The 26,116-nt window shown below is 34.5% G+C and carries 28 protein-coding genes and 3 tRNA genes; 19 read left to right on the top strand and 12 right to left on the bottom strand.

Going from position 1 to position 26,116, the window contains the following annotated elements; genetic code table 11:
• Positions 1 to 12 precede the first annotated feature (12 nt).
• The 6 genes from ACFSRZ_RS07565 to ACFSRZ_RS07540 all read left to right on the top strand — a co-directional run bounded on the left by ACFSRZ_RS07565 (position 13) and on the right by ACFSRZ_RS07540 (position 4,419).
• The gene (locus ACFSRZ_RS07565) at positions 13 to 549 is read left to right on the top strand and encodes a YceD family protein (RefSeq protein ID WP_379665934.1); all 537 of its coding nucleotides are present in this window, start codon (positions 13 to 15) and stop codon (positions 547 to 549) included.
• A gap of 18 nt (positions 550 to 567) precedes the next feature.
• On the top strand, positions 568 to 762 hold the full coding sequence (gene rpmF, locus ACFSRZ_RS07560) for a 50S ribosomal protein L32 (protein WP_379665933.1): 195 nt from the start codon (positions 568 to 570) through the stop codon (positions 760 to 762).
• A 181-nt stretch (positions 763 to 943) separates the two neighbouring features.
• On the top strand, positions 944 to 1,939 hold the full coding sequence (locus ACFSRZ_RS07555; protein ID WP_379665932.1) for a beta-ketoacyl-ACP synthase III: 996 nt from the start codon (positions 944 to 946) through the stop codon (positions 1,937 to 1,939).
• Positions 1,940 to 1,968: 29 nt separating this feature from the next.
• On the top strand, positions 1,969 to 2,457 hold the full coding sequence (gene accB, locus ACFSRZ_RS07550) for an acetyl-CoA carboxylase biotin carboxyl carrier protein (protein ID WP_379665931.1): 489 nt from the start codon (positions 1,969 to 1,971) through the stop codon (positions 2,455 to 2,457).
• Between the two features lie 52 nt (positions 2,458 to 2,509).
• Positions 2,510 to 3,850, top strand: coding sequence for an acetyl-CoA carboxylase biotin carboxylase subunit (gene accC, locus ACFSRZ_RS07545; RefSeq protein ID WP_379665930.1), 1,341 nt, complete (start codon positions 2,510 to 2,512; stop codon positions 3,848 to 3,850).
• Between the two features lie 107 nt (positions 3,851 to 3,957).
• Entirely contained in the window at positions 3,958 to 4,419 is a 462-nt protein-coding gene (locus ACFSRZ_RS07540; protein ID WP_379665929.1) for an Lrp/AsnC ligand binding domain-containing protein, read from the top strand.
• Between the two features lie 90 nt (positions 4,420 to 4,509).
• Here ACFSRZ_RS07540 and ACFSRZ_RS07535 read toward each other — a convergent pair.
• Both ACFSRZ_RS07535 and ACFSRZ_RS07530 read right to left on the bottom strand, forming a co-directional pair.
• Positions 4,510 to 4,594, bottom strand: a tRNA-Leu gene (locus ACFSRZ_RS07535).
• Between the two features lie 24 nt (positions 4,595 to 4,618).
• A tRNA-Gly gene (locus tag ACFSRZ_RS07530) sits at positions 4,619 to 4,690 on the bottom strand.
• Between the two features lie 176 nt (positions 4,691 to 4,866).
• On the opposite strand from ACFSRZ_RS07530, the gene cyoE reads away from it, so the two are divergent.
• From cyoE to tsaB, 10 genes are all read left to right on the top strand, one after another.
• Positions 4,867 to 5,769: a heme o synthase gene (gene cyoE / locus ACFSRZ_RS07525; protein WP_379666076.1), complete on the top strand. Its 903-nt coding sequence runs from the start codon at positions 4,867 to 4,869 to the stop codon at positions 5,767 to 5,769.
• Positions 5,769 to 6,353, top strand: coding sequence for a cytochrome c oxidase subunit 3 (locus tag ACFSRZ_RS07520; RefSeq protein WP_379665928.1), 585 nt, complete (start codon positions 5,769 to 5,771; stop codon positions 6,351 to 6,353). Before cyoE ends, ACFSRZ_RS07520 begins: the two co-directional genes overlap by 1 nt.
• A gap of 53 nt (positions 6,354 to 6,406) precedes the next feature.
• Positions 6,407 to 7,417 (top strand): cytochrome c oxidase subunit 3, encoded by a 1,011-nt coding sequence (locus tag ACFSRZ_RS07515; protein WP_379665927.1) that lies wholly within the window; start codon positions 6,407 to 6,409, stop codon positions 7,415 to 7,417.
• Positions 7,418 to 7,438: 21 nt separating this feature from the next.
• The gene (locus ACFSRZ_RS07510; protein WP_379665926.1) at positions 7,439 to 7,780 is read left to right on the top strand and encodes a cytochrome C oxidase subunit IV family protein; all 342 of its coding nucleotides are present in this window, start codon (positions 7,439 to 7,441) and stop codon (positions 7,778 to 7,780) included.
• Between the two features lie 47 nt (positions 7,781 to 7,827).
• Complete coding sequence (locus tag ACFSRZ_RS07505; RefSeq protein WP_379665925.1) at positions 7,828 to 8,490, top strand: hypothetical protein; 663 nt, start codon at positions 7,828 to 7,830, stop codon at positions 8,488 to 8,490.
• Entirely contained in the window at positions 8,487 to 9,134 is a 648-nt protein-coding gene (locus ACFSRZ_RS07500) for an SCO family protein (protein ID WP_379665924.1), read from the top strand. Before ACFSRZ_RS07505 ends, ACFSRZ_RS07500 begins: the two co-directional genes overlap by 4 nt.
• Entirely contained in the window at positions 9,127 to 9,651 is a 525-nt protein-coding gene (locus tag ACFSRZ_RS07495) for a DUF420 domain-containing protein (protein ID WP_379665923.1), read from the top strand. The genes ACFSRZ_RS07500 and ACFSRZ_RS07495 overlap by 8 nt, the downstream gene beginning before the upstream one ends.
• Positions 9,644 to 9,859: a hypothetical protein gene (locus ACFSRZ_RS07490; protein ID WP_379665922.1), complete on the top strand. Its 216-nt coding sequence runs from the start codon at positions 9,644 to 9,646 to the stop codon at positions 9,857 to 9,859. Before ACFSRZ_RS07495 ends, ACFSRZ_RS07490 begins: the two co-directional genes overlap by 8 nt.
• A gap of 114 nt (positions 9,860 to 9,973) precedes the next feature.
• Positions 9,974 to 11,302 (top strand): TolC family protein, encoded by a 1,329-nt coding sequence (locus ACFSRZ_RS07485; protein WP_379665921.1) that lies wholly within the window; start codon positions 9,974 to 9,976, stop codon positions 11,300 to 11,302.
• 75 nt (positions 11,303 to 11,377) lie between these two features.
• Entirely contained in the window at positions 11,378 to 12,052 is a 675-nt protein-coding gene (tsaB, locus tag ACFSRZ_RS07480) for a tRNA (adenosine(37)-N6)-threonylcarbamoyltransferase complex dimerization subunit type 1 TsaB (protein ID WP_379665920.1), read from the top strand.
• Positions 12,053 to 12,060: 8 nt separating this feature from the next.
• Here tsaB and ACFSRZ_RS07475 read toward each other — a convergent pair whose 3' ends face one another.
• From ACFSRZ_RS07475 to ACFSRZ_RS07450, 6 genes are all read right to left on the bottom strand, one after another.
• The gene (locus tag ACFSRZ_RS07475) at positions 12,061 to 12,729 is read right to left on the bottom strand and encodes a hypothetical protein (RefSeq protein ID WP_379665919.1); all 669 of its coding nucleotides are present in this window, start codon (positions 12,727 to 12,729) and stop codon (positions 12,061 to 12,063) included.
• Between the two features lie 187 nt (positions 12,730 to 12,916).
• On the bottom strand, positions 12,917 to 13,672 hold the full coding sequence (locus ACFSRZ_RS07470) for a hypothetical protein (protein ID WP_379665918.1): 756 nt from the start codon (positions 13,670 to 13,672) through the stop codon (positions 12,917 to 12,919).
• Positions 13,673 to 13,818: 146 nt separating this feature from the next.
• A complete protein-coding gene (locus tag ACFSRZ_RS07465; RefSeq protein WP_379665917.1) occupies positions 13,819 to 14,562 on the bottom strand; it encodes a hypothetical protein in 744 nt (247 codons plus the stop codon).
• A 134-nt stretch (positions 14,563 to 14,696) separates the two neighbouring features.
• Complete coding sequence (locus ACFSRZ_RS07460; protein WP_379665916.1) at positions 14,697 to 15,437, bottom strand: hypothetical protein; 741 nt, start codon at positions 15,435 to 15,437, stop codon at positions 14,697 to 14,699.
• A gap of 124 nt (positions 15,438 to 15,561) precedes the next feature.
• Positions 15,562 to 16,212, bottom strand: coding sequence for a hypothetical protein (locus ACFSRZ_RS07455; RefSeq protein WP_379665915.1), 651 nt, complete (start codon positions 16,210 to 16,212; stop codon positions 15,562 to 15,564).
• A gap of 190 nt (positions 16,213 to 16,402) precedes the next feature.
• Complete coding sequence (locus ACFSRZ_RS07450; RefSeq protein WP_379665914.1) at positions 16,403 to 16,756, bottom strand: DUF1304 domain-containing protein; 354 nt, start codon at positions 16,754 to 16,756, stop codon at positions 16,403 to 16,405.
• Positions 16,757 to 16,890: 134 nt separating this feature from the next.
• Between ACFSRZ_RS07450 and ACFSRZ_RS07445 the strand changes: the two genes are divergently transcribed.
• Entirely contained in the window at positions 16,891 to 19,158 is a 2,268-nt protein-coding gene (locus ACFSRZ_RS07445) for an inorganic phosphate transporter (RefSeq protein WP_379665913.1), read from the top strand.
• 51 nt (positions 19,159 to 19,209) lie between these two features.
• Here the strand turns inward: ACFSRZ_RS07445 and odhB are convergent, their stop codons facing one another.
• Both odhB and ACFSRZ_RS07435 read right to left on the bottom strand, forming a co-directional pair.
• Positions 19,210 to 20,421 carry a 2-oxoglutarate dehydrogenase complex dihydrolipoyllysine-residue succinyltransferase gene (gene odhB / locus ACFSRZ_RS07440; RefSeq protein WP_379665912.1) on the bottom strand — a complete coding sequence of 404 codons (1,212 nt, stop codon included), beginning with the start codon at positions 20,419 to 20,421 and terminating at the stop codon, positions 19,210 to 19,212.
• A gap of 35 nt (positions 20,422 to 20,456) precedes the next feature.
• Positions 20,457 to 23,186 (bottom strand): 2-oxoglutarate dehydrogenase E1 component, encoded by a 2,730-nt coding sequence (locus ACFSRZ_RS07435; protein ID WP_379665911.1) that lies wholly within the window; start codon positions 23,184 to 23,186, stop codon positions 20,457 to 20,459.
• Positions 23,187 to 23,370: 184 nt separating this feature from the next.
• Here ACFSRZ_RS07435 and ACFSRZ_RS07430 point away from each other — a divergent pair.
• Positions 23,371 to 23,444 (top strand) — tRNA-Asn (locus ACFSRZ_RS07430).
• 27 nt (positions 23,445 to 23,471) lie between these two features.
• A complete protein-coding gene (locus ACFSRZ_RS07425) occupies positions 23,472 to 23,774 on the top strand; it encodes a GIY-YIG nuclease family protein (protein WP_379665910.1) in 303 nt (100 codons plus the stop codon).
• A 216-nt stretch (positions 23,775 to 23,990) separates the two neighbouring features.
• On the opposite strand, the gene ACFSRZ_RS07420 is transcribed toward ACFSRZ_RS07425, so the two are convergent.
• Both ACFSRZ_RS07420 and ACFSRZ_RS07415 read right to left on the bottom strand, forming a co-directional pair.
• On the bottom strand, positions 23,991 to 24,185 hold the full coding sequence (locus ACFSRZ_RS07420) for a hypothetical protein (RefSeq protein WP_379665909.1): 195 nt from the start codon (positions 24,183 to 24,185) through the stop codon (positions 23,991 to 23,993).
• 549 nt (positions 24,186 to 24,734) lie between these two features.
• Positions 24,735 to 25,763 (bottom strand): M57 family metalloprotease, encoded by a 1,029-nt coding sequence (locus ACFSRZ_RS07415; protein ID WP_379665908.1) that lies wholly within the window; start codon positions 25,761 to 25,763, stop codon positions 24,735 to 24,737.
• Between the last annotated feature and the right edge of the window lie 353 nt (positions 25,764 to 26,116).

Genomic DNA, 26,116 nt, shown 5'->3' with positions numbered 1-26,116 from the left:
CATTCATTTACAATGAAAGACTTGAAAAAATTCAACATTCCTTTTGTAGGGTTAAAACAAGGAGATCATGTATTTGAGTATGATATTGACAACACGTTCTTTGAAGCTTTTAACTTTGATGAGTTTCATAGCAGTAACATACACATCAACTTGCACTTTGTAAAGAAGAGTACTTTATTAGAACTTTCTTTTCAAGCTAAAGGATCTGTTAATGTTGATTGCGATGTTTCATTGGAGTCTTTTGATCAAGAGATTGAGGGAACTTTTTCTCTGATCATAAAGTTTGGCCCGGAATACAATGATGATAATGACGAAATATTGATCATTCCTCATGAAGAGTATCAGATCAATGTTGCTCAATTTATTTATGAATTGATCGTTTTATCTATTCCATCTAAAAAAGTACACCCAAAAGTACTGGATGGGACAATGAATTCCGAAGCGCTCGAAAGATTAAAAGAACTTCAGATAGATGAAGACAGTCCTTCAGAGAAGGAAGAGAAAATAGATCCCAGATGGGATAAATTAAAAGGTTTAATTAGAGAATAATAGAAAAAACGACATAAGATGGCACATCCTAAAAGAAAAATATCTAAAACTAGAAGAGATAAGAGAAGAACTCATTACAAAGCTTCTATGCCTCAGATAGCTGTAGATCCTACTACAGGAGAAGCGCATTTGTACCACAGAGCTCACTGGCATGAAGGAAAATTATACTACAGAGGTCAAGTAGTATTAGATTCTAGTGCTGCTGAAGCATAATTTGTGTGAAAAAAGACACAAAAACCCTCTTTTCAGAGGGTTTTTTTATGTTTTTAACTAAAAATCGATCATTTTTGGTCTTTTGATTAAAAAAATCTAAAATATTTTTTAGTACTTTAGTCACCTAGTTATAGAGAGGGTAACAAACAACTAAAATCTTTCTTCTAATCAAGTTATAACTATGACAAAAATAACTGCAGCGATAACAGCAGTTGGGAAATATGTTCCCGATTACGTTCTAACCAATCAAGAGTTAGAAACCTTAGTAGATACCAACGACGAATGGATTACTACCCGAACAGGAATTAAAGAACGAAGAATTCTTAAAGGACCTAATAAAGGTACATCATATATGGCAGTAAAAGCTGCCGAAGATCTGATAGCAAAAACAAATTTAGACCCAAAGGAAATAGATATGGTAATTGTAGCTACTGCTACTCCTGACCTACCTGTTGCTTCTACCGCAGTGTTTACAGCAAGTCAAATTGGAGCTACCAATGCTTTTGCTTATGATCTACAAGCCGCTTGTTCTAGCTTTCTGTACGGAATGTCTACAGCAGCTTCTTATATTGAGTCCGGGAGGTATAAAAAAGTATTGTTGATAGGAGCTGATAAAATGTCTTCTATTATCGACTATACAGACAGAGCTACTTGTATCATTTTTGGAGATGGTGCCGGAGCAGCTTTGTTTGAACCTAATACCGACGGTTACGGATTACAGGACGAATACTTAAGAAGTGATGGAATTGGTAGAGAGTTCTTAAAGATTGAAGCCGGAGGATCTATTCTTCCTCCATCTGGAGAAACTGTTAAGAACAGGCAACACTTTGTTCATCAAGAAGGAAAGACAGTATTTAAATTTGCTGTTTCTAACATGGCAGATGTGGCAGAAAAAATGTTAACCAGAAATGATATTTCTAAAGAAGAAGTAAACTGGTTAGTTCCACATCAAGCCAACAAAAGGATCATTGAAGCTACTGCTAACAGAATTGATCTAGATCCTGACAAAGTGATGATGAATATCCATAAATACGGAAACACAACATCAGCAACATTACCTTTATTACTTGCTGATTATGAAGATAAACTCAAAAAAGGAGATAATTTAATTTTTGCTGCATTTGGTGGAGGCTTCACTTGGGGAGCTATCTATTTAAAATGGGCTTATAATTCTTAAACTACTAAAACACTAAAATCGACACAATAATGGACATCAAAGAAATTCAAAGTCTTATCAAGTTTGTAGCTAAGTCAGGTGCAAGTGAAGTAAAACTAGAAATGGAGGACGTTAAGATTACCATCAAAACGGGTTCATCTAAAACCGAGACAACAATTGTACAAGCTGCTCCTGTTGCTTCTATTCCTCAAGCTGCTCCTGCACCAGCTCCTGTAGCTGCTGCTCCTGCACCAGCCGAAACTGCTTCAAATGATGCCGCTGCTGAAGACACTTCAAAATATATCACAATCAAGTCACCAATCATTGGAACTTTCTACAGAAAACCATCTCCGGATAAGCCTAATTTTGCAGAAGTTGGAAGTGAGATCAAACCAGGTGATACTGTTTGTATCATTGAGGCAATGAAACTTTTCAACGAGATCGAATCTGAAGTATCAGGAAAGATTGTTAAAATCTTAGCTGAAGATTCTTCTCCAGTTGAGTTTGATCAACCTTTATTCTTAGTAGACCCATCATAACAATTCTACATACAGTTTATACTACTGTATAGAAGAACAAAATGTAACGATTATGTTTAAAAAGATATTGATTGCCAATAGAGGTGAGATTGCTTTAAGAGTAATTAGAACCTGTAGAGAGATGGGAATTAAGACAGTTGCAGTATACTCTACAGCTGATGCAGAAAGCTTACACGTTAAGTTTGCTGATGAAGCTGTTTGTATTGGTCCTGCACCGAGTTCTGAATCCTACTTAAAAATGTCTAATATTATTGCAGCAGCAGAAATTACTAATGCTGATGCAATTCACCCAGGATATGGTTTCTTGTCTGAGAATGCAAAGTTCTCTAAACTATGTGAAGAGCACGAGATCAAGTTCATTGGAGCTACTGCCGAAATGATTGATAAAATGGGAGATAAAGCTTCTGCAAAAGCAACTATGATTGCTGCAGGAGTACCTTGTATTCCTGGTTCGGACGGAATCTTAGATACTTACGAAGAGACAGAAAAATTAGCAAAAGAAATGGGATTCCCTGTAATGCTAAAAGCTACCGCTGGTGGTGGAGGTAAGGGAATGCGTGCTGTATGGAAAGTAGAAGACCTAAGAGATGCTTGGGATTCTGCTCGTATGGAAGCTAAAGCTGCCTTCGGAAACGACGGAATGTACATGGAGAAGCTGATTGAAGAACCTAGACATATTGAAATACAGATTGTTGGGGATTCTTTCGGAAAAGCTTGTCACCTATCTGAAAGAGATTGCTCGGTACAAAGACGTCACCAAAAATTAACAGAAGAAACTCCTTCTCCTTTCATGACTGACGAGTTAAGAGACGCCATGGGGATTGCTGCTGTAAAAGCTGCAGAATATATCAAATACGAAGGAGCTGGAACTGTAGAATTCTTAGTAGATAAGCACAGAAACTTCTACTTTATGGAGATGAATACCAGAATTCAGGTAGAGCATCCAATTACTGAAGAAGTAATTAACTATGATTTGATCAGAGAGCAAATCTTAGTTGCTGCCGGAGTTCCAATTTCAGGAAAAAACTATACTCCAAACCTACACTCTATCGAATGTAGAATCAATGCTGAAGATCCACATAACGGATTTAGACCTTCTCCAGGGAAAATCACTACTTTTCATGCACCGGGAGGTCATGGTATCAGACTAGACACTCACGTGTATTCAGGATACATGATTCCACCAAACTATGATTCTATGATCGCTAAGTTGATTGTAACTGCTCAAACAAGAGAAGAAGCAATCAATAAAATGAGAAGAGCATTAGATGAGTTTGTCATCGAAGGAGTAAAAACCACCATTCCATTCCACAGACAATTAATGGATCATCCAGATTATGTAGCAGGTAATTATACTACTAAATTCATGGAAGATTTCGAAATGGAAGCATAATAGGTATTTTTACTTATATAACATAATTAAAGAAAGGGTATTTGTTTATATCCTTTCTTTTTTTATATTTGATCTCTTACAATCACTAATCACTAAACTATATATTTATGTCTGGGGGGATCAAAATAGATGGTATTGATAAAATCATTATCAAAAGACTCGTAGAAGATGCTAGAACACCTGTTCTAGGAATTGCAAGGGAAGTAGGAATTTCCGGAGCTGCAATTCATCAAAGATTAAGAAAGCTTGAAGACTCTGAACTTATGATAGGGTCTAAATTAATTCTTAATCCCAAAGCTTTAGGATACACAACCACTGCTTTTGTGGGGATTTTTCTGGAATCGGCCAGTATGTATTCTTCTGCCATTAAAAAATTAAGAGACATTCCCGAAGTTGTTGAATGTCATTACACCACAGGAAACTGGTCGATCTTCATAAAGATTCTTTGTAAAAACAATGAAGATCTAATGTATTTGCTGAATCATGATGTTCAGAGAATTAAAGGTGTAGCACGAACGGAAACGTTCATTTCTTTAGATCAACAGATCAATCGACAAATTAAAATTTAAAAAGAAAAGCCTTCATAAATTATGAAGGCTTTTTTATTTCTAAGTTTTTCAAAACAAAAAAACCAAGACTTTCGTCTTGGTTTTCTTTTGTACAGAAGGCGGGACTTGAACCCGCACGGCCTTTCAGGCCATTGGATTTTAAGTCCAACGTGTCTACCAATTCCACCACTTCTGCATTTGGACTTTTATTTTAGAATAGAGCGAAAGACGGGATTTGAACCCGCGACCCTCACCTTGGCAAGGTGATGCTCTACCCCTGAGCTACTTTCGCGTAGTCATTTTATTTAAAAGATCGTGGCATTGCTATCAATGCGGGTGCAAATTTAAAACAAAAAAAGAAACTACAAAGACTTTTGAAAATTATTTTCAAGAAAATTGCTGGAATATCTTATAAAATTCATGGCTTTTCCATTATTATGGAATATCTTTGCAGTCGATTTAATTCTAATGAGCTCAACAACAGTTATCGACAAGAAAATTTCTCTTAAAAGCACGATTTCGGATCTCAAGCAACTCACAAAGGTTGGATTGTCGTTGAGTGTGGTTTTTTCTTCCATTGCAGGTTACTTATTGGCAGTTGATGTTGTAAACTACAATACTTTATTCTTATTAAGTATTGGTGGTTTTTTTATGGTAGGAGCTTCCAATGCTTTTAACCAAGTAATTGAGAAGGACACTGATGCCTTGATGAAAAGAACCATGAACAGGCCTCTTCCTACCGGAAGAATGTCGGTATCACTTGCACTTACCATTGCCGTTGTACTTACTGTAGCGGGTATTGCCATTTTATATAGTATTAATGCAAAGAGTGCTCTTTTTGGAGCAGTTTCTATTTTTCTATACACTTGTGCTTATACTCCGTTGAAATCAGTAACTCCTCTAGCCGTTTTTGTTGGGGCTTTCCCTGGTGCTATCCCATTTATGTTAGGTTGGGTAGCTGCTACAGGTCAGTTTGGAGTAGAAGCCGGATTCTTGTTTATGATTCAATTTTTCTGGCAATTCCCTCACTTTTGGGCTATTGGCTGGTTACAGTTTGATGAATATAAAAAGGCAGGGTTTAATATGTTACCTATGAATCAAAAAGATCAAGGAGCAACTAAGCAGATCATTTTTTACACAGCAATAATGATTTTGGTATCTATAGCTCCGGTATTAAAAGTAACCGGGCAATTCTACATTACACCTTTTACTGCAGTTTTGGTAGCAATCCTAGGAGGCATTATGTTGTACTACGGAATTGTTTTACACAGAAAACAAACAAATGTAGAGGCAAGAAAGTTAATGCTGGCTAGTGTACTCTATATTACAGTAGTTCAGATCGTATATGTAGTTGATAAATTTTTACACTAATGGAAAAAGAAGCGTTACAACAAGAACTGAAAGTTGCTAGAAAGAAATCGGCAAAGCCTATGCTTTGGATTTCAATGATCAGTATGGTCATGTTTTTTGCTGGACTTACCAGTGCTTATGTAATTAGTATGAAAAGAGACGATTGGGTTAGTTTTGATTTACCTAACGCTTTTTATATAAGTACTGCCTTAATTGTAGCCAGTAGTTTTACTATTTTCTTTTCGCAACGTTTATTAAAAAAAGGCAACAGGCCTCTATCTATAGGACTATTATTAATCACTTTAGCCTTAGGAATTGCATTTATTTGGTACCAATACATTGGTTTCAATGAGTTAAGAGCGGCCGGTTTATATTTTACCGGAGATCAAAGTACAGTATCTACTTCCTTCTTAATTGGTATTACTTTAATGCACGTTTTACACCTAATTGCTGGGGTTATTGTACTACTTGTTGTTATTTATAATCATTTTAAAAACAAGTACAAACCAAATGATTTACTGGGGTTTGAACTAGGTTCAATCTTCTGGCATTTCGTGGATGTTTTATGGATTTATTTATTTTTCTTTTTCTATTTTATTAGATGATGAAAATTGATTAATTTTGGCCAACTATTTAAAGAATTTTTAACATAGATTTTATGGAAGCAAACATTGCTGTACCTTCAGAAAAAAAACCAACTTGGGGAGGTGGTGGAGTAAAACCATTTGGAGCAAGTTATGGAAAAATGATGATGTGGTTTTTTATCGTATCGGATGCATTAACTTTCTCAGGTTTTCTAGCAGCTTATGGATTAACTCGTTTTAAGTTTATTGATTCATGGCCAATCGCCGATGAGGTGTTTACACACATTCCTTTTATTCACGGTGAATTCCCAATGTACTATGTTGCTTTCATGACATTTATTCTGATCTTCTCTTCTGTAACTATGGTATTAGCTGTAGATGCAGGTCATAAGATGAATAAAAAGAAAGTTACTTGGTATTTGTTTGCTACAATCATTGGTGGTTTGATCTTCGTTGGATCACAAGCATGGGAGTGGAAAACATTTATCAAAGGATCGTACGGAGCTGTAAAAACTACAGACGGTAAGATTCTTCAATTTGCTCAACAAACAGGCGTTGATGACGATGGAAAGCCTATCTATAAGCAAATAGCTTTAGCCGACTTCGTAGTAGGAGACAGAGGTGATCATACAGTAGAGCACTCTAGAAAGAATGGTTTATGGTTCGAATCTGGAGAATCTGTTTCTCAATATTCGATTCCTCAAATCATCGCTTCTTACGAAGCCAATCCAAACATTCAAATTAGAAGTGAAAAGATTGATCTATCTACCAAAAAGAAGATCGTTCTTTCAAGAGATAAAGGAGCTCAAGAATTAGCAAAAGGGAAATTGGTAGTTGAAGGAGCAAACTTAGAAGTAAATGAGTATGGAAATACCATCTTTGCAGACTTCTTCTTCTTTATCACAGGTTTTCACGGATTCCACGTATTCTCAGGAATCGTTATTAACATCATCATTTTCTTTAATGTAATCTTAGGTACTTACGAAAGAAGAGGACATTATGAGATGGTTGAAAAAGTTGGATTGTATTGGCACTTTGTAGATTTAGTTTGGGTATTCGTATTTACCTTCTTCTACTTAGTATAATAACATAAAGAAAGAAATCACATGGCACACGCACACGATAACTCAAATGTAAAAAGAATATGGATAGTATTTGGATTGCTATCTATAGTTACAATTGTTGAAGTTGGATTAGGTATTGTAAAGCCTGACTCTTTACACCTAAACGGATTAGGAACTAGCTGGTTAAATTGGATCTTTATCATTTTAACCTTAGTGAAGGCCTACTATATCACATGGACATTCATGCACATGGAAGGTGAGAAAACTTGGTTTAGACGTTCTGTTGTTTGGACAGCTGTTTTCTTAATTATCTACTTAGTCACCTTATTAATTATAGAAGGTGGGTATTTATACGATACTTTATCGCCCTTAGTGCGTTGGTAATAAAAATTTTATAAGGTGGTTTTAACCACCTTTTTTTATCTTATATCATGAAAATAACAAAGAAGCGATTTGTGCTTATTGCACTCTTCATATTTCCTTTAATCTTCTTTTTAGTTCTATCTACCGGTATTAATAATTTCAAAAAACTTCCGGTTCTTACTCAAAAAGTAAAAGATTTGAATGAAGTAGATAGCGTGCAAACTGTTACCTTTTCTGATCATGTTTCTGTACTTTGCTTCTTAGGAAAGGATATCGACACTAAAAAAGGAGGGCTTTTCAACTTAAATCAAAAGATTTATAAGGAATTCTACGGTTATCTTCCTTTTCAAATCATTGCTGTGTACCCAAAAGGATCAGAAGATCAAATACAGAAATTAAGATCCAGTATTGAAAAATTTACCGATATGTCTAAATGGCATTTCATCGGTTTATCTGAAGAATCTATCTCCTCTCTTTTTCAAAGTTTAAGAACTAACGATAACTTAAATCAGTTCTATACCAACAAAGCATATATTGTAGACAAGAACTCAAGTTTAAGAGGTAGAAATGATGATAAAGATTCTGTAGACGGTCTTTTATTTGGATACAACTTTAACTCCGTTGGTGAGTTAAATAACAAAATGGAAGACGATATTAAAGTTCTTTTATATGAATACCGAGCTGCTTTTAAAAACAAAAAGAAAGCAGACAGAAAAAAGGTTGAGTTATGAAAAAAAAATATTCATACGTAGGTGTAGCATTTGTAATCTTGATCTTTGGAATCTACGCTATTCCTAAAATCGTTGATCGTTTTCAAAAAGCAGACCTTTATCGTTTTGAAAAAGTTCCGGCTTTTGAGTTTGTTAATCAAAACGGAGAAACCATCAACAACGATACATATAAAGGAAAGGTATATGTTGTAGAGTTCTTTTTTACAACCTGCCCTACCATATGCCCTATTATGAATCAAAAGATGTTAACCATTCAGAATGAGTTTTTCGGAAATCCTGATTTTGGTATTGCTTCTATTTCCATCACTCCGGATATAGATACTCCAAAAGTCTTAAAGGAATATGCAAACTCTTATGGTATCAATCATAAAAACTGGCACTTGCTTACAGGAAAATCTGATGATGTAGTATATGCTTTATCTAATACAGGTTTCCAATTATACGCAGGCAAAGATGAACACAAAGGGCACGGTGGTTTTGAACACTCAGGATTATTTGCCTTAATAGATAAAGATGGGTATATCAGGTCTAGAAAAGATGAATTTGGAAACCCAATTAAGTATTACAGAGCTTTGGAAGAGAATGATTTCCCTGATCAGATTCAAGAATTAAAAGAAGACATTAAATTACTTTTAAATGAATAAAGAAGCTCAAGAAAAAAGGTATAAGAAGATCATAACAATTCTATCTATTGTTATTCCTGTTGCTGTTGCAGCTTTGTTTGGAATTAAATTAGATGTTGAGCCATTGAGCTTCTTACCGCCAATCTACGCTACCATTAATGGAATAACAGCGGTGTTATTAATTCTTTCTGTAATTGCCATTAAAAAAGGCAACAGAAACTTGCACGAACGCTTGAATATAATGGCTATAGTTTGTTCTGTTTTATTTTTGGTAATGTATGTAGCCTATCATATGACTTCTGATTCTACTGTTTTTGGAGGAGAAGGAGCCATAAAATATGTGTATTATTTCATCCTTATTACGCATATCTTACTTTCTATTGTTGTAATCCCTTTTGTTTTGATTACACTTATGAGAGCAAAGCTTGAAAAATTTGTTGAGCACAAAAAAATTGCTAAGATCACATTTCCTTTATGGCTATATGTTGCTGTAAGTGGTGTAATTGTCTATTTAATGATCTCTCCTTATTATGCTTAGAAAATTCAAAACATTCGCATTTCTTTTTTTCTTGCCATTAATAGCAGAAGCACAGTGTGCTATGTGTAAGGCAGTTGTAGAAAATGGTGATACTACCATGGCAGAAGGAGTTAACTCGGGAATCACATATTTGATGGTTTTTCCCTACATTCTAATAGCTGTTTTGTTCTACTTTATTTACCGATATAAAAAGGCTCCTAAAAATTAACATTTCAATAAGAGCCCGATACTGTAACATATTCTAATTTTGGTCGTCTTATGTAAGGTGTTAAAAACTATTTTAACCTTTAAATATTAAAAATACGACAAGAATCTAACCAACATGAAAACAAAGTTTTTACTACTTGTATCTCTCTTCTTTGTCTCTTTAGGCTATTCTCAAAAACAATGGACTTTAAAAGAATGTGTAGATCATGCATTGAAAAATAATATCACCATTCAACAAAATACATTGAATGTTGAGCTTGCAGAACTGAATGTAAAATCAAATAAAGGGAACTTTTTACCAAATTTAAATGGTTCTACCGGTGGTAATTTATCATTTGGTTCCAGTTTTGACCCGGTATCTCAAAACAGGGTTTCCAATACTTTATTTGGAGGGTCTATTGGAGTAAGCTCCGGAGTTACCATTTTTAACGGGTACCAAAACCTTAACAGCTATAAACAAGCACAATTAGGAGTTGAAAGAAGTAAACTTACATTGTCAAAAATCCAAAACGACATCTCATTATTTGTTGTGAATGGATATTTGAACGTTTTGTTTGCTAAAGAGAACTTAAATGTAGCCAGAGTTCAAGCTCAAATCAGTAAAAAACAAGTGGAAGCTGCAAAAGAAAGGTTTGACGCCGGAACAATTCCAAGAGGAGATTTGTTAAATACCGAGTCAACTGCTGCTGCAGATCAACAAAACTTAGTAACTCGTGAGAATACGTTAACGATCGCATTGTTAAACTTAGCTCAATTGCTTCAAATTCCTTCTGAAGGATTTGATATTGCTAATGTTGATGTAGGTGCGCCTGGAGTTCTTTTATATGACAGTGCTAATGTTGTATATGAAAAAGCATTGACCAATCAGCCGCAGATTCAGAATGCTGAATTAGGAATTAAAGACGCTGATTATAATATTGCTATTGCCAAAGGTAGATTTTTACCATCTGTTTCTGCTTCTTTAAGTATTAGCACAAACTACGGTTTTGATTTAGATCTTCCTGCTGGTTTTAGAAATACAAAACTTTTAACTCAGTTAGATAACAACTTAGGTTACGGAGTAGGGTTTAATGTAAGCATTCCTATTTTCAACAGAAACCAAACGAGAATCAATGTAGATCGTCAGTTCGTAAATAAAGAGATCAGCAAGGTTGCATTAGACAATGAGAAACTTCAATTACAGCAAACTATTGAGCAAGCATTTGTTGATGCCAAGGCTGCTGCTAAAGCTTTTGATGCTGCTAAAATATCTTTAGAGTCACAACAAGAAGCGTTTAAAAATGCTCAGGAAAGATATAATTTAGGAGCGATGACTCTTTTTGATTTCGATCTAGTAAGAAACAGATTAGTGAGTGCAGAATCTACATTAATCAGAAACAAATATGATTTTGTATTCAAAACAAAAGTACTTCAGTTCTACTACGGAGAATTGAATTTAGATTAATCAAACGACCATATATTACAAAAGGCCTTGAATCTTTCAAGGTCTTTTTTTATGCTGTATCTTTGCCTCCGATTTATGGCCTACATTTTAAATATAGAGACTTCTACAAAAAACTGTTCCGTTAGTATTGCTAAGGACGGTGAGATTATTGCATTCAAGGAATTAAATACCGGAAACTATTCACATGCCGAAATGCTACATCCTTTCATTGCAGATTGCATGAAAGAAAGTAACCTTACTTTTGATCAACTAGATGCAATTGCTGTTGGAAAAGGACCTGGTTCTTATACCGGACTACGAATAGGTGTATCTGCTGCAAAAGGACTTTGTTTTTCAAACGATCTTCCACTAATTTCAATCAATTCTCTTGAAGTTTTAGCTCACTCCTGTGAAGCTTCTAGCGGTTATATTATTCCTATGATCGATGCAAGACGCATGGAAGTATATTGTAGTGTATTTAATGCTGATAAAGAACTAGTGAGCGAAACCGAAGCTAAGATCATTGATGAAACGTCATTTCAGTCTTATTTAGAGCAAGGTACTGTAACTTTCTTGGGTGATGGAGCAGAAAAATGTAAAACTATTCTCCAACATAAGAATGCATCTTTTATAGACGATCACTTCCCTTCTGCAAAAGATATGATACAGCTAACTTATGCCAAATACAAAAAAAACGACGTTGAAAACGTCGCTTATTTTGAACCTTTTTATCTGAAAGATTTTGTGGTGACTAAAGAAAAGAAAAAATAATCTGAAGACTACATTTTATTCGCGTCTTTTACCATTTTTAAGACATCTTTCTCTTTCTTAAAACTGATTTTGTTTTTCTTTAAGTATCCCTTTAACTCGATGCTATTCGATTGAAAAAGTTTAATCACTTGTTTCTTTTTTCTGGGAAACTCTACTAAAGGACCATCTCCAAATGCTACATAAAAAACATCCGGGCTTCTACTGAATGTTGCAGGCTTAGCAGAACTATAGCTGTTAGCTGCCGGTGTTTCCGGAGTATACTTTACTTTTTCTTTGATTAGAAAAGAAACTTTCTCTCCTTTGAAAACCTCTACAAAGTACATGAGTTTTCCTCCTACACTTTTTATGATATAGGTTTTGTTTTCATTGACGAATTTGATCTTGATCCCTTCATGTTTATTAAGATAGAAGATCTCTTCACCTCTCATGAACTCCATTTCGTCTTTGTAAGGGTTGTACCTTAAAAGAGTGGAGCTATCGTAATTACTAATTTTTGCACTAGCAAAAGACTCATTGATGTATTGTTTTCCTGATACTTTTCCTAGGTTATTGGCATCAGATTTAGAAAAATCGATACTGTATTGACTTATTCTGTTGTTCTGTGAGATTTGAGAAAATGCACCTATTGTCATCAATGAACAAATGACTAGTGCAAGAATGATTTTATATGTTTTCATACGTGAAAAGTTTTAGTTTTTATCCTTTTCTTTCTCATAGCATGATAAATTTACAAAAAATAATAAACTGCTTATCAGCTAGTTATGTTTTCAATATCTCAAAAAGAATGCCATTTTGTATGTCAAACAAAAAAGGCAGCATCTAAATAGATGCTGCCTTTTATAAAATCTCGGTAGTAGAATTAAATTACAAAGACTCGTAATACATTAATATTTTTATAAGATCTTCTTCTTTTTTCACGCTTAATCTATGCTTTTTCACATACGCTTTAATCTTTTCTTCTTCATCTTCAAATAGCTTAAAGAACTTCTTCTTATTGCTTGGAATCTTTACAGCCCTTACATTATCTAAACTGAGGTACAACTTATCTTTATTCCTCCTAAAATATGGAGCGATGTACTTATCGTAGTCATTTTTTGGTTTTTCTCCTCCTACCAACTGAACTTCTTGTTTTATCAATAAAGAATAGAATTTAGTTGATTTTAGTACTTTAAAAAACTTTACCTCTTCACCTTGATCATAAAACACTTGATAAGTCCCTCTATTATTTGCGAAAGTCAACTTGTTTCCTGCTTTTTTCTGAAGGAAGAATGCTCTTGAATCTCCAATTTTTATGGTAATCAAATCTTTGTATGCATTGTAACGAGCTGAAATTACTTCTTTGAAATCATTTACCTTGGCCGGTAAAAAGTTATCGCTTATATAAGGTGAGCCTGAAACACTCTCATAAAACTTATCATTGATCTCATTCTTATGATCTCTGTTCACAAATAAAAGTACATTTCTATAGGTAATAGGGTTAAAAGAGGTAAGACCTAAATGACCCGCTCCTTTTTTAAACCCACCTATTCCAACGCTTTCTACAGGAGGTAATGTTTGTGCAAAACTGTTGTTCATTACAAACAACCCCAAAAGCAAGATCAGTAATTTTTGTGTTCTCATAAATAGCTAGTTTTAATAATTCATAAACAATTGTCTCTACCTTATAGTAGATGAATTGCGCAAAAGGTTGCGTTGAATAATCACTTTTAACAAAAAAAACGACACCTAAAAAGGTGTCGCTTACAGTTTTATCTTTTTTACAACTTCTATAGAGTTGCGTAGTAATTCAATATTTTCAAGATATCTTTCTGGCTTTTGATATTCAGTTTATTCTTGTTTACAAAACTCCTGATTGCGTTCGCATCATCTGTAAAAAGCTTGAAGAACTTCTTTTTACTTGTAGGCGCTTTCACTGCATTTTTATTATCTAGGCTAATGTATAATTTGTCTTTTACTCTCTTAAAAAAAGGGTCTACATACTTATCGTAACTATTTCTAGGCTTTTCTCCTCCTTTTAATTGAACTTGCTGCTTTATAAGCATTGCATACTTAGAAGTTGTTTCTAGTACTTTAAAAAAACCTGCTTTCTCTTCTTCATCATAAAACACTTGGTATACCTCATTAGTCGTCATAAATCTTACTTTATTTCCTAATCTCTTTTCTAAATAAAGGCCTTTTGAATCATTGATCTTAACAACTATCAAGTCTTTAAATGCATCATATCTTGCTGTAGTAAATTCTTTGTAATTATTAACCTTCGCAGGAAAAAAAGCATTATTAATATAGGGTGAGTCTCCTGTTATACTTTCATAAAACTTTCCATTAACCGAATTTTGCCCATCTCTCACATTCTCAAACAAAGCGCTATTTCTAATAGTTATTTGATTAAAGCTGCTTAGAGCTCGTAAGTTATTACTTCCTATAGCTTCTCCTTGATAGAATTCTTGTGCTGTTAGGTAAAAGGGTAGTATAATAACAAGTAGGGATGGTAACAATTTTTGAGCTTTCATAAGTAAGGTTTTTTGTTGTACACCAATTTACTAAAAATAACAACTCAGAAAAGACTCATGATATCATCTGAGTTATAAAATAAAAAAGCGGCAAATAAATGCCGCTTTCCTTTGTATTATCTTTTGCTTACTGCTTATAGAGTAGCATAGTAGTTTAAGATTCTAAGAATATCTGATTTTTCCTTGATATTCAACTTGTTCTTTTTCACAAAGCTTTTAATCGCCCCTGCTTCATCTTTAAATAACTTGAAGAATTTCTTTTTACTGGTAGGTGCTTTCACTGCAAGTCTATTATCTAAACTAAGATATAGTTTGTCTTTTGTTCTTTTAAAGAAAGGAGCTACATACTTATCGTAACTGCTTCTTGGCTTTTCTCCTCCTCTAAGTACAATCTCTTGCTTTATTAATAAAGAGAAATGAGGAGTCATTTTTTCGATCTTAAAGAATCTTGCTTTTTCTTCTTCATCATAAAAGACCTGATACATCTCTTTAGTTGCAATAAAGGTTACCCTGTTTCCAAGTCTTTTTTCTAAATAAAGACTTTTAGATTCATTGATCTTAACTACAAATAAATCTTTGTAAGCATCATATCTTGCTGTAGCGATTTGTTTGAAGTTGTTAACTTTTGCCGGCATAAATGTATCATTAATGTATGGAGATACACCTGTAACACTTTCGTAAAAAGTTTCTAATGATTTATTTCCGACTCTGGAATTTGAAGTCGTTAAGCTGTTTCTAAACGTCATTCCCTCCCAACTAGAAAGGTCAATACCAATACCCGTTGTTCCTGCTCTACTTAAGTTTGTTTCTTGTGCATTTACATAAAAAGGTAATAAGATAACGAGCAGGGATAGTAACAATTTTTGAGTTTTCATAAGTAAGTTTTTTTATTGTTTCGCCAAGTTACTAAAAATTACCCATTTACATATGTTAATATTTTAGATATATAAAAAAAGGCAACACATTAGTGTTGCCCTTTAAACTATATACGTTTTATTTCTATAACTTGTTCAAGTCTTGAACCAATTTCTTCACATCTTTTTCCTTCTTGAAATTGATCTTGTTCTTTTTTAAGTAGCTCTTTAAGTCTATATTCTTCTTTTTAAAGAACTTAATAGCCTGCTTTTTCTTTTTTGGCATTTCTTCTACAGTACCATCAGCAAATTCTACATAAAAAGCATCTGTACTTCTTGTAAATCTTGCTGGCTTAGAAGAGCTATAACTATCTACAGCTGGGGCTGCTGGTGAATACTTTACTCTTTCTTTTACAAGAAAAGATACTTTATCACCTTTTTGTACTTCAACAAAGTATTTTAACTCTCCATTTACGTTCTTGATTACATAGTTCTTGTTAGCTCTAACAAATTTGATTTTAATTCCTTCGTGTTTGTCAAGATAAAAGATTTGATCTTGCTTCATAAACTCCATCTCATCTCTATAAGGGTTGTATCTTAAAAGAGTTGAATTGTCATAGTTGCTAATTTTCGCTTGAGAAAAAGCTTCGTCGATATACAACTTACCTGCAACTGAGTTTAACGAGTTGTCTGCTGATCTCGAAAAATCGATACTGTATTGACTTATTCTGTTGTTCTGTGCAAACACAGCTGAAGTCATCACAAAAAAAGCGGCTAGGGATAATAAAAATTTCATGATTTAATTAAGTTTTTAAAAGTTTGTTCTTAAAATCGCACTTAACATAAAACTACTTTAGGGAATTTTAAACTAAGAACAATTTTTGGTGTAAATTATTTAAAATGAAGGCAAATATAACTGGAAGTTCTAGAATACAAAAAAGTTTAACTTTTTTATAAGAAAAAGTTAACGAAACTTCTTTTTTTGTTTAAAATAATACTAGTAAAAGTGCTATAATTGCCGGGATTCCCTGTACAAAAAACAAACGAATCTTTTTTGTGGAATATGCTCCATAAATTCCGGCGATAATAACAAACGTTAAAAAAAGAATACTCATTCTTTCGTCTTCTAAAATTAGAGAGGCAACTAATCCTGCAGATAAAAAACCATTGTACAAACCTTGATTGGCTGCCAAGACCTTAGTGTCTTCAGCCAATTGCTGGTCTCTAATACCAAAAATTTTGATCGTTTTCGGTTTTGTCCATAGGAACATCTCTAAAATCAAAAAATAAAAGTGCTCAAAGGCAACAAAAGCAATTAAAACTAATGTAATGTATTCCATAACTTTCTAATTTACATGCCTAAAGTTAGTATAATAACAGGAAACTCCGCATTTTCCCTAAAATTTCATAACATTTACATAACATTGAGTGTTATTGGTCTGAGTAACTTTGCTAAGTTTGTAAAAAATTTACGATGGGTGATCCATATGTTTTAATGCTGATCGCATTGGCTGTTCTTGCCGTGCTAGATTTAGTAGTGGGAGTTAGTAATGATGCTGTTAACTTCTTGAATTCTGCGATAGGTTCTAAAGCTATTCCTATTAAAAGTATTATGATCATTGCCAGTGTTGGTGTGTTCTTCGGAGCCGTCTCATCCAGTGGTATGATGGAAGTTGCCAGAAAAGGAATCTTTAATCCTGATATGTTTGTCTTTCAGGACATCATGATCATTTTTATGGCCGTGATGATTACAGATATTCTTCTCTTAGATCTCTTTAACTCACTTGGAATGCCAACTTCTACAACAGTTTCTATTGTATTCGAATTATTGGGTTCTGCAGTGATTATTGCTCTTATTAAGATTAATGGGAAAGGTGAAGCTTTATCTGAGTTGTGGAACTATATCAACTACAGTACTGCTACAAAGATTATCTTGGGAATATTACTCTCGGTCGTCGTCGCATTTACAGTCGGAGCCATAGTTCAGTATTTTTCTAGGCTTATCTATTCTTTCAACTTTAATCAAAGACCAACTCATGTAAATGCTCTTTTTGGAGGCTTTGCATTAACATCTATTATCTATTTTATCATTATTAAAGGACTGAAAGGAACTCCTTTTTATGCCGATATTCAATATATTTTAGACTATAACATCTTCATTTTAATCAGCGCCAATTTTGTGATATGGACATTGATTTCATTTATCTTAATTACAGTTCTTAAAGTAAATGTTCTGAAACTCATTATTGGGGTAGGAACGTTTTCATTAGCTATGGCTTTTGCCGGAAACGATTTGGTAAACTTTATTGGTGTACCAATTGCCGCCTTGAACTCGTATGAGATTTGGAGCGAATCTGGTCAGGAAGCTATTAATTTCTCTATGGGAATCTTAGCTAAGAAAGTACCCTCAAACGTTTGGCTTTTGTTGCTTGCGGGTGCAATTATGGTTGTAACCTTATGGACTTCTAAAAAAGCAAAGAGTGTAATTGAAACAGGGATCAACTTATCACGTCAAGGTGAAGGTCATGAAAAATTCAAGCCTAACAATCTTTCTAGAGTTGTGGTAAGAATGGCTATGTTTACAAATGCCGGGTTTAACTTTATCCTTCCGGAAAAGGCTCAAAATTACTTAAACTCAAAGTTTGAGAAACCTAGCCTTGCTATTCCTAGAGGTCAACAAGATCAAGCTCCTGCTTTTGATTTGGTAAGAGCTTCTGTAAACTTGATCACAGCTAGTGTATTGATCTCTATAGCAACCTCCATGAAACTTCCTCTATCTACAACCTATGTAACCTTTATGGTTGCGATGGGGGCTTCTTTAGCTGATAGAGCTTGGGGAAGAGAAAGTGCTGTTTATAGAGTTGCCGGGGTAATTAATGTAATCTTAGGATGGTTCTTAACTGCTATTATTGCTTTTATTGCTGCTGCTATTGTGGCTTCATTGATTCATTTTAGTTTATACTTCATTATTTTCTTCTTGGTTGTTGTTGCCTTTATGGTAACTAGAACTACCATACAGCATTCTAAAAAAGCAAAAGAAGAAAAGAAGCAACAATATGTAGAGAGAGCTGAATTGATTAGCATTAATGGAGTGATTGAAGAAAGTTCAGATCATATCTCTAATGTGGTATTACGCGTTGGAAAGCTATACAATAGTGTTGTTTCTGATCTTTCTAAGCATGACTTGAACAAGTTGAGAAAGACCGACAAAAATGTTGGGAAGCTTAATAATGAAATTGACGAACTTAAAGATGGTGTTTACTACTTTATCAAATCTCTGGAAGAAGATTCTGTAGAAGCAAGTAAATTCTACATTCTTACTTTAGGTCATTTACAAGATGTTGCTCAAGCTATTGGATTTATTGCCAGAGCCAGCTACAAACACGTAAACAACAATCACAAGAACTTAAAGAAAGGTCAATTAAAAGATCTTCTTACCATTAATGCTCAGTTAAACGAGTTACTGAAAGATATTGGAGTTTCTTTTGAAAAGCGTTCTTTTGATGAATTAGAGGTGATCTTAATTGAAAAGAAAAAACTCTTGAATTATGTTGCTGATTCTATAGAAAAACAAGTAGCTAGAATTAGAGCTGAAGAATCTAGCCCTAAGAACACTACCTTATACTTTAGTATTTTGCTAGAGACACAAGATTTGATCTCTGCATTAATGAGCTTGTTACAACTCTACCAAGAGTTTCATCTAACAACAAAAGATATCAGAGAAGAATTAGGAGATAAATAATAAAAAAAGCCTCGGAAATCCGAGGCTTTTTTTATCGTTTAAGCTAAAGAATTAAAGTTCTAAAGCTTTGTGTACATTATTGTCCATTAATAACTCTACAGGATTTTCTAAAGCTTCTTTCACTGCTACTAAGAATCCAACAGATTCACGACCATCAATAATTCTGTGATCGTATGATAAAGCAACATACATGATAGGTCTAATTACTACTTCTCCATTCTCAGCCATTGGTCTTTCAACAATGTTGTGCATTCCTAAAATAGCACTCTGAGGAGGGTTAATAATTGGTGTAGACAACATAGAACCAAATACTCCACCGTTGGTGATCGTAAATGTTCCTCCAGTCATCTCATCTACTGTAATTTGACCATCTCTAGCTCTTAAGGCTAAGCGCTTTACTTCGCTTTCTACTCCTCTAAAACCTAGGTTTTCAGCATTTCTGATTACAGGAACCATCAATCCTTTTGGTCCTGAAACAGCGATTGAGATATCTTGGAAGTCATGACTCACTTTGAAGTCTCCATCAATCATAGAGTTTACATCCGGATACATTTGCAATGCTCTTACACAAGCTTTGGTAAAGAAACTCATAAACCCTAAACCAACTCCATGTTTCGCTTTGAACTCTTCTTTATATTGAGCTCTTAGGTCAAAGATAGGTTGCATGTTTACTTCATTGAAAGTAGTAAGCATAGCTGTCTCGTTCTTTACAGAAACCAAACGTTGTGCTACTTTTCTTCTCAACATAGAAAGCTTCTTTCTTTCAGAACCTCTGCTTCCCCCTGTTGTTGGAGTTCCCATACTTGGCACAGCTTTTACTGCATCTTCTTTAGTGATTCTTCCATCTTTTCCGGTTCCTTTAACAGAAGAGGCATCCATTCCTTTTTCTGCTAAGATCTTTTTAGCTGCCGGTGAAGCAGTTCCTGTAGCATAGGTTTCCTTTTTTGCTTCTGCCTTAGGAGCCTCTGCTTTTGGAGCTTCTTTTGCTTCTTCTTTAGCAGGAGTAGATGTTCCTTCTGGCTTTGCTGCATCCATGTCAATTAAACATACAACAGCACCAACTGCTACCGCATCTCCTTCTTCTGCTTTTAAAGTAATAACTCCACTTTCTTCTGCAGGAAGTTCTAAGGTAGCCTTGTCAGAATCTACTTCTGCAATTGGTTGATCTTTTTCAACGTAGTCTCCGTCTTCTACCAACCATGTTGCGATTTCTACTTCTGTTATAGATTCCCCCGGTGAAGGAACTTTCATTTCTAAAACCATGAGTTTATCGTTTTATATTTTGAATTTTATCTTTTTTATTTTTGGAACACCTGATCAATTACTTCCTGATGGCGTTTTTCAAATCTTGCTTTGGATCCGGCAGCAGGCACCGCATGGTATTTTCGAGATGCTACTTCTAATTTGATTTTGTCAAATCTTTGTAACATAAAACTCCATGCCCCCATATTTCTAGGCTCTTCTTGTGCCCAAACATATCTTTCTGCATTTGGATAACGATCAATTACCTTCTGTAACTGTTCTTCATGTAAAGGGAATAATTGCTCTACTCTAACCAAAGCAACATCATCTCTTTCTAATTTTTCTCTCTCTGCCAATAGATCGTAGTAAAATTTACCCATACAGAATACTACTTTCTTCACATTCTTAGGTGCAATTGTATCATCAATTACTTCTTGGAAACCTCCTTCAGCTAATTCTTCAATTGTACTTATTGCCTTAGGATGACGTAACAAACTCTTTGGAGTGAAAACGATTAATGGTTTTCTAAAGTTTCGTTTCATCTGGCGACGTAACAAGTGATAGAAGCTTGCCGGAGTGGTACAGTTTGCTACGGTCATATTATCTTCTGCACATAACTGAAGATAACGCTCTATTCTTGCAGAAGAGTGCTCTGATCCTTGCCCTTCATAACCATGAGGTAATAGAACAACGATTCCGTTTTGGATCTTCCATTTATCTTCGGCAGCAGAAATGTACTGATCGAACATGATCTGTGCTCCGTTAGAGAAATCTCCAAATTGCGCTTCCCAAATAGTCAAACAATTTGGGAAAGCCATTGCATATCCATAATCAAATCCAAGAACTCCGTATTCAGACAATAAAGAGTTGTAAATTCTCATTTGTCCTTTATTCTTTGGATTTGTATTTAACAAATTGATTCTTTCTTCCGAAATCTCATCTCTTAAAATCGCATGACGGTGAGAGAATGTTCCTCTTTCTACATCTTGCCCGGAAATACGAACGTCATATCCTTCTTCCATTAAAGATCCATAGGCAAGAGTCTCTGCCATTCCCCAATCCAATTCGTTGGTTTCAAAGACCATTTTAGAACGTCCTTGTAAAATTCTTTCTGCTTTTCTTACAAACTTAACTCCTTCAGGAACTGTTGAAACTACTTTGGCAATATCTTGTAAGTTTTGTACAGGGTATTTCGTATCTACAGGCAATAGCATGGCTTCTAGTTGTTGACGGATAAATCCGCTCCAAGTAGATTCCATAAACTCACGTACTTTAGAAGTACTATCGTTCTTTGCTTTTTCAAACTCTTCGTTCAGCATTTGTTTGAAATCATCAGTAATCGATTTCACATATGCTTCGTCAATGCTTCCTTCTTCAATTAGTTTTGCAGCATAAATATCTTTTGGATTCTTATGCTTAGCAATTGCTTTGTATAATTTAGGCTGTGTGAAACGAGGTTCGTCACCTTCATTATGTCCATACTTTCTATATCCTAGCAGATCTATAAATACATCTCGCTTGAATTTTGTTCTAAATTCTACAGCCATTTCCATTGCATGGCAAACAGCTTCTGCATCATCGGCATTTACGTGTAATACCGGAGATAGTGTAACTTTAGCTACATCTGTACAGTAGGTAGATGATCTAGCATCTAAGTAGTTAGTAGTAAATCCAACTTGATTGTTTACCACTACATGAATAGTTCCTCCTGTTTTGTATCCATTCAACTGTGCCATCTGAGTTACCTCATACACAATTCCTTGACCTGCAATAGCTGCATCTCCATGAACTAAGATAGGTAAGATCTTACCGTTATCTCCATCGTACTTTCTGTCAATCTTTGCTCTGGCAATTCCTTCTGCAACAGCATCAACTGTTTCTAAGTGAGACGGGTTAGGAACCAAATTCATTTTGATCACATTTCCATCTCTATATGTTTTGCTTAAGGTTAATCCTAAGTGATATTTTACGTCTCCGTCTATGTTTTCATCTTCAAAATCTTTTCCTTCAAATTCGCTAAACATATCGCGAACAGGTTTTTTGAAAATGTTTACCAAAGTGCTCAAACGACCACGGTGAGCCATTCCTAACACACATTCTTTTACTCCATATTTCTCAGCAGCATCTCTTAAGGCCACACTAATTCCAGGAATCAATGCCTCTCCTCCTTCTAATGAGAAACGTTTTTGCCCTACGTATTTTGTTTGCAAAAAGCTCTCAAACGTAACTGCTTGATTTAACTTGGATAGGATGTATTTCTTAGAATCTAACGAATAGTTAGGGTGATTGTCATTTTTGTTCAATCGATCTTGCCACCACTTTAACTCTTCAGGGTTTCTTAGATACATATACTCAACTCCAATAGAATCGCAATAGATTCTTTCTAGGTGAGAAATGATCTCACGAAGAGATTTGGGTCCAATTCCTAAAATCTCTCCAGCATTGAAAGTTGTATCTAAATCATCTTGTGATAATCCAAAGTTTTCTATTTCTAGAGTTGGAGCATATTTTCTTCGCTCTCTAACCGGATTTGTCCTTGTAAACAAATGACCTCTGGTTCTGTAACCGTTGATCAAATCGACTACTAAAAACTCTTTTCTTACCTCTTCAGGGATTTGAGCAGATATCTCTTCGTCTGTTAACGAGTAATTTTCATTAGCTAGGTCGTACCCTTGAAAAAAGCTTCTCCAACTGGGTTCAACTGCATCAGGGTTCTGTAAATATTGGTCGTATAAATCGGCAATGAAGCCAGTATGTGCCGCGTTTAAGAACGAAAACTTGTCCATAAAATTCCTTTGCTTTGTATCTAAGCTATTTAATCGTACAAAAGTACAATTATTTACAATAATTAGGAATTGATTTTATAGAATTAAACGACATGAAATTTTTTATGTTTTTTTAAAAAAAGTTTTTGTGATTTTTCGAAAAGGCATATATTTGCACACGCAAAACCAAAAAGGTACTGCAAATTCCTCCTTAGCTCAGTTGGTTAGAGCATCTGACTGTTAATCAGAGGGTCCTTGGTTCGAGCCCAAGAGGGGGAGCAAAAAAAGACAAAGCCATCATTTTTGATGGCTTTTTTTGTTATGAAAGATTGCGTCTACATTCTATTCTCTAAGAAACTAAATCGATTCTACACAGGTCAAACATCCAACTTTGAACAAAGAATGGAGTTTCACAAATCTGCAGAAAACACAAAATTTACAGGAAAAGCTGATGATTGGCAATTATTCCTAAAGATTAATTGTCAGTCTAAAAAACAAGCTTTGGCTATTGAAACACATATCAAAAAAATGAAAAGTAGCACTTACATAAAGAACCTTATAAAATATCCTGAAATCATAGATAAATTAAAAGTAAAATATAACTGTTAATCAGAGTCCCGATAATTATCGGGATTGGTTCGAGCCCAAGAGGGGGAGCAAAAGTTAAAAAAGCTACACAATTGTGTAGCTTTTTTTGTTTTTATATTCTTATTGTTATAATCTATAACATATTAATTTCAAACGCACAAAATTCAATAACCTTGAAAAGCAAATTGTTTTAAACGTTATCTAAAAGAAGTGGTTTAGGACATTACCTAGGAATTCTTATACAATACAATCCTCATCCTCTTGTTCTTGTCCGGGGGGTAGTACTGGTACGTAGTTATGGTCTACAACACAACCTTTTGTGCCATTCAAACAGGTGCCATTCATAGCTCCACCAATAGTTAAGTTTAACAATTTCCGAGAAATAATAGATTCTGTTCTTTCTTTGAAAGAGTCTAAAAACAATTTTTTCATAATTTTATAAATTCATAAATTACCTACTCTATTAGCTTTTCAGTTTCCGCTTTTCATATTTAATTTTCATGAACATAGCTAAGTTAAGTTATTTTTAAATTCTAAAAAAACGATTGTTTTTTTTATAAAAAAAAAGTCACAAAAAACCACCTTCCTATCTTTAGGAAACTTTTTTAAATCTCACGAAACTCAAGAGGGCTCGGCTCCCTTTCCCAAGTATAACTTGAGATGAAGGAGAAAACACTTTAGTTCGATATTTAAGAAGGAATTTAAAAACATTTAACTATCTAATTATCAAATCAAAAAGGTTCGATAGTGGCATAAGAGGGGGAGCAAAAGTTAAAAAAGCTACACAATTGTGTAGCTTTTTTTGTTTTTATATTCTTATTGTTATAATCTATAACATATTAATTTCAAACGCACAAAATTCAATAACCTTGAAAAGCAAAAGAGTTAAACGAATGTTTAACTCTTTTTTGGGTTGATTTCCCTGTTACAGCAGAAGGGAAAATGAATTCCTTCCACTAGTATTGTAATAATGAGTATTCCTTAGTTACAAGGTCCGATTAAGGTCCAGCCTCCAGAAACACGCTCATATAAGTTTCCAAAATAGGTAACGCGATCTCCAATGCTGTAGCTTACTCCACTTTGCCATTCAGACACTCCATCACAAGGTCCGGAAGTTGTAGTTCCATACATAAACTCTAAAGCAGTGATGTCATTTGCATTGAACTCACCATCTTCACTTGTTGAGAAACATGCTTGCATTACTGATGTTACATCTCTTCCTGTTGGGGTTCCCGGAATATGTACAGCTCCATCAGAACCTGTTCCTTCATTTCCTTGTGCTTGTGGTGGACAACTTAAACGGTCGAACCAATCTGAATGACGGAAACCTACAGCGTGTCCAATCTCATGCGTGATCACATGCTCATTTACATTGGTTGTGAATTGCTCAATTCCATAAATCTGAATGAATTTATGAGGCGCCCCTGCTGATGTTGGGAATCCAGCAACTCCACCTGTTCCGTTAGGGTTATTCACAGTATTGTCATATACAACCATGTCTGCAGCTTGGTAGTTTGTACCAAAAGTAAGGTTGAACTGTAAAGACGTATTTAAGTTGTTATAATTATCTACTGCCCATTGCAACGCAGTTTGTGCTTTAGATGACAAAGCCTGACTACCTCCGGTATAACCTAAAATATCTATGTTTTGGTTACTTCCGGTAACTAGGTTGAAAGTTCTGTATTGGCGACCTGAAGCAGAATCAATTAGTAGATTCAGTTCTTCTTGTGTAAATGTAATATCACTACCTATATAGATTCTCTCCTCTACAGTTCCATCCGGCAAATGGAAATCACCTTTTGAAACGATTCCTACATCAATATCTAATGTTCTTAGTGAGTTCAACAAATCTTGGTCTGTAACTAATGTCCTGTTACCTAAATTATTCATATTAATGATGTTCTCTGCAGAAGGGTTTTCAAGATTTACTTCTTCATTCGACTCACACGAAGTGAACACAAAAACCATCATTAAAATTGTAAAAACAGCAAATTTTATTACTTTTTTCATTTTTAATTGTATTTAGTTAATTATTTGAATAGTTGTTATCATACCACCAATACAGTGATTACCATGGTGTCCCAACCCATTGAGTTCTAATTAACGGCTACAAAAATTAACTTCTTGAAATCAAGAGAATAGCAGTATACAAGACATACACAAAACCTTTAGATTTTAGTTATAATGTCCCAGACCAAAATGAGGGGGTATCTCTTAGTGGTTTAATAAATTGTTACTTCGAAGTCATTACAAGAAACAAAAGAAATGTTATACAGACAATACCCGTTTTTAGTGAAATTTTATCCCTAAAACAGGGGGGATTTGACTTAAAATATGGATTATCAACACTATAGACAGCAAAA

It is taken from the genome of Pseudotenacibaculum haliotis (assembly GCF_042684245.1).
Lineage (GTDB): Bacteria > Bacteroidota > Bacteroidia > Flavobacteriales > Flavobacteriaceae > Polaribacter > Polaribacter haliotis_A.
This window is presented reverse-complemented; position numbering and strand designations above follow the sequence as displayed.

Bases quoted from the DNA above. Each gene is read 5' to 3' on its own strand.
- ACFSRZ_RS07565 (WP_379665934.1), top strand. From the start codon at position 13: ATGAAAGACTTGAAAAAATTCAACATTCCTTTTGTAGGGTTAAAACAA.
- rpmF (WP_379665933.1), top strand. From the start codon at position 568: ATGGCACATCCTAAAAGAAAAATATCTAAAACTAGAAGAGATAAGAGA.
- ACFSRZ_RS07555 (WP_379665932.1), top strand. From the start codon at position 944: ATGACAAAAATAACTGCAGCGATAACAGCAGTTGGGAAATATGTTCCC.
- accB (WP_379665931.1), top strand. From the start codon at position 1,969: ATGGACATCAAAGAAATTCAAAGTCTTATCAAGTTTGTAGCTAAGTCA.
- accC (WP_379665930.1), top strand. From the start codon at position 2,510: ATGTTTAAAAAGATATTGATTGCCAATAGAGGTGAGATTGCTTTAAGA.
- ACFSRZ_RS07540 (WP_379665929.1), top strand. From the start codon at position 3,958: ATGTCTGGGGGGATCAAAATAGATGGTATTGATAAAATCATTATCAAA.
- cyoE (WP_379666076.1), top strand. From the start codon at position 4,867: ATGAGCTCAACAACAGTTATCGACAAGAAAATTTCTCTTAAAAGCACG.
- ACFSRZ_RS07520 (WP_379665928.1), top strand. From the start codon at position 5,769: ATGGAAAAAGAAGCGTTACAACAAGAACTGAAAGTTGCTAGAAAGAAA.
- ACFSRZ_RS07515 (WP_379665927.1), top strand. From the start codon at position 6,407: ATGGAAGCAAACATTGCTGTACCTTCAGAAAAAAAACCAACTTGGGGA.
- ACFSRZ_RS07510 (WP_379665926.1), top strand. From the start codon at position 7,439: ATGGCACACGCACACGATAACTCAAATGTAAAAAGAATATGGATAGTA.
- ACFSRZ_RS07505 (WP_379665925.1), top strand. From the start codon at position 7,828: ATGAAAATAACAAAGAAGCGATTTGTGCTTATTGCACTCTTCATATTT.
- ACFSRZ_RS07500 (WP_379665924.1), top strand. From the start codon at position 8,487: ATGAAAAAAAAATATTCATACGTAGGTGTAGCATTTGTAATCTTGATC.
- ACFSRZ_RS07495 (WP_379665923.1), top strand. From the start codon at position 9,127: ATGAATAAAGAAGCTCAAGAAAAAAGGTATAAGAAGATCATAACAATT.
- ACFSRZ_RS07490 (WP_379665922.1), top strand. From the start codon at position 9,644: ATGCTTAGAAAATTCAAAACATTCGCATTTCTTTTTTTCTTGCCATTA.
- ACFSRZ_RS07485 (WP_379665921.1), top strand. From the start codon at position 9,974: ATGAAAACAAAGTTTTTACTACTTGTATCTCTCTTCTTTGTCTCTTTA.
- tsaB (WP_379665920.1), top strand. From the start codon at position 11,378: ATGGCCTACATTTTAAATATAGAGACTTCTACAAAAAACTGTTCCGTT.
- ACFSRZ_RS07475 (WP_379665919.1), bottom strand. From the start codon at position 12,729: ATGAAAACATATAAAATCATTCTTGCACTAGTCATTTGTTCATTGATG.
- ACFSRZ_RS07470 (WP_379665918.1), bottom strand. From the start codon at position 13,672: ATGAGAACACAAAAATTACTGATCTTGCTTTTGGGGTTGTTTGTAATG.
- ACFSRZ_RS07465 (WP_379665917.1), bottom strand. From the start codon at position 14,562: ATGAAAGCTCAAAAATTGTTACCATCCCTACTTGTTATTATACTACCC.
- ACFSRZ_RS07460 (WP_379665916.1), bottom strand. From the start codon at position 15,437: ATGAAAACTCAAAAATTGTTACTATCCCTGCTCGTTATCTTATTACCT.
- ACFSRZ_RS07455 (WP_379665915.1), bottom strand. From the start codon at position 16,212: ATGAAATTTTTATTATCCCTAGCCGCTTTTTTTGTGATGACTTCAGCT.
- ACFSRZ_RS07450 (WP_379665914.1), bottom strand. From the start codon at position 16,756: ATGGAATACATTACATTAGTTTTAATTGCTTTTGTTGCCTTTGAGCAC.
- ACFSRZ_RS07445 (WP_379665913.1), top strand. From the start codon at position 16,891: ATGGGTGATCCATATGTTTTAATGCTGATCGCATTGGCTGTTCTTGCC.
- odhB (WP_379665912.1), bottom strand. From the start codon at position 20,421: ATGGTTTTAGAAATGAAAGTTCCTTCACCGGGGGAATCTATAACAGAA.
- ACFSRZ_RS07435 (WP_379665911.1), bottom strand. From the start codon at position 23,186: ATGGACAAGTTTTCGTTCTTAAACGCGGCACATACTGGCTTCATTGCC.
- ACFSRZ_RS07425 (WP_379665910.1), top strand. From the start codon at position 23,472: ATGGCTTTTTTTGTTATGAAAGATTGCGTCTACATTCTATTCTCTAAG.
- ACFSRZ_RS07420 (WP_379665909.1), bottom strand. From the start codon at position 24,185: ATGAAAAAATTGTTTTTAGACTCTTTCAAAGAAAGAACAGAATCTATT.
- ACFSRZ_RS07415 (WP_379665908.1), bottom strand. From the start codon at position 25,763: ATGAAAAAAGTAATAAAATTTGCTGTTTTTACAATTTTAATGATGGTT.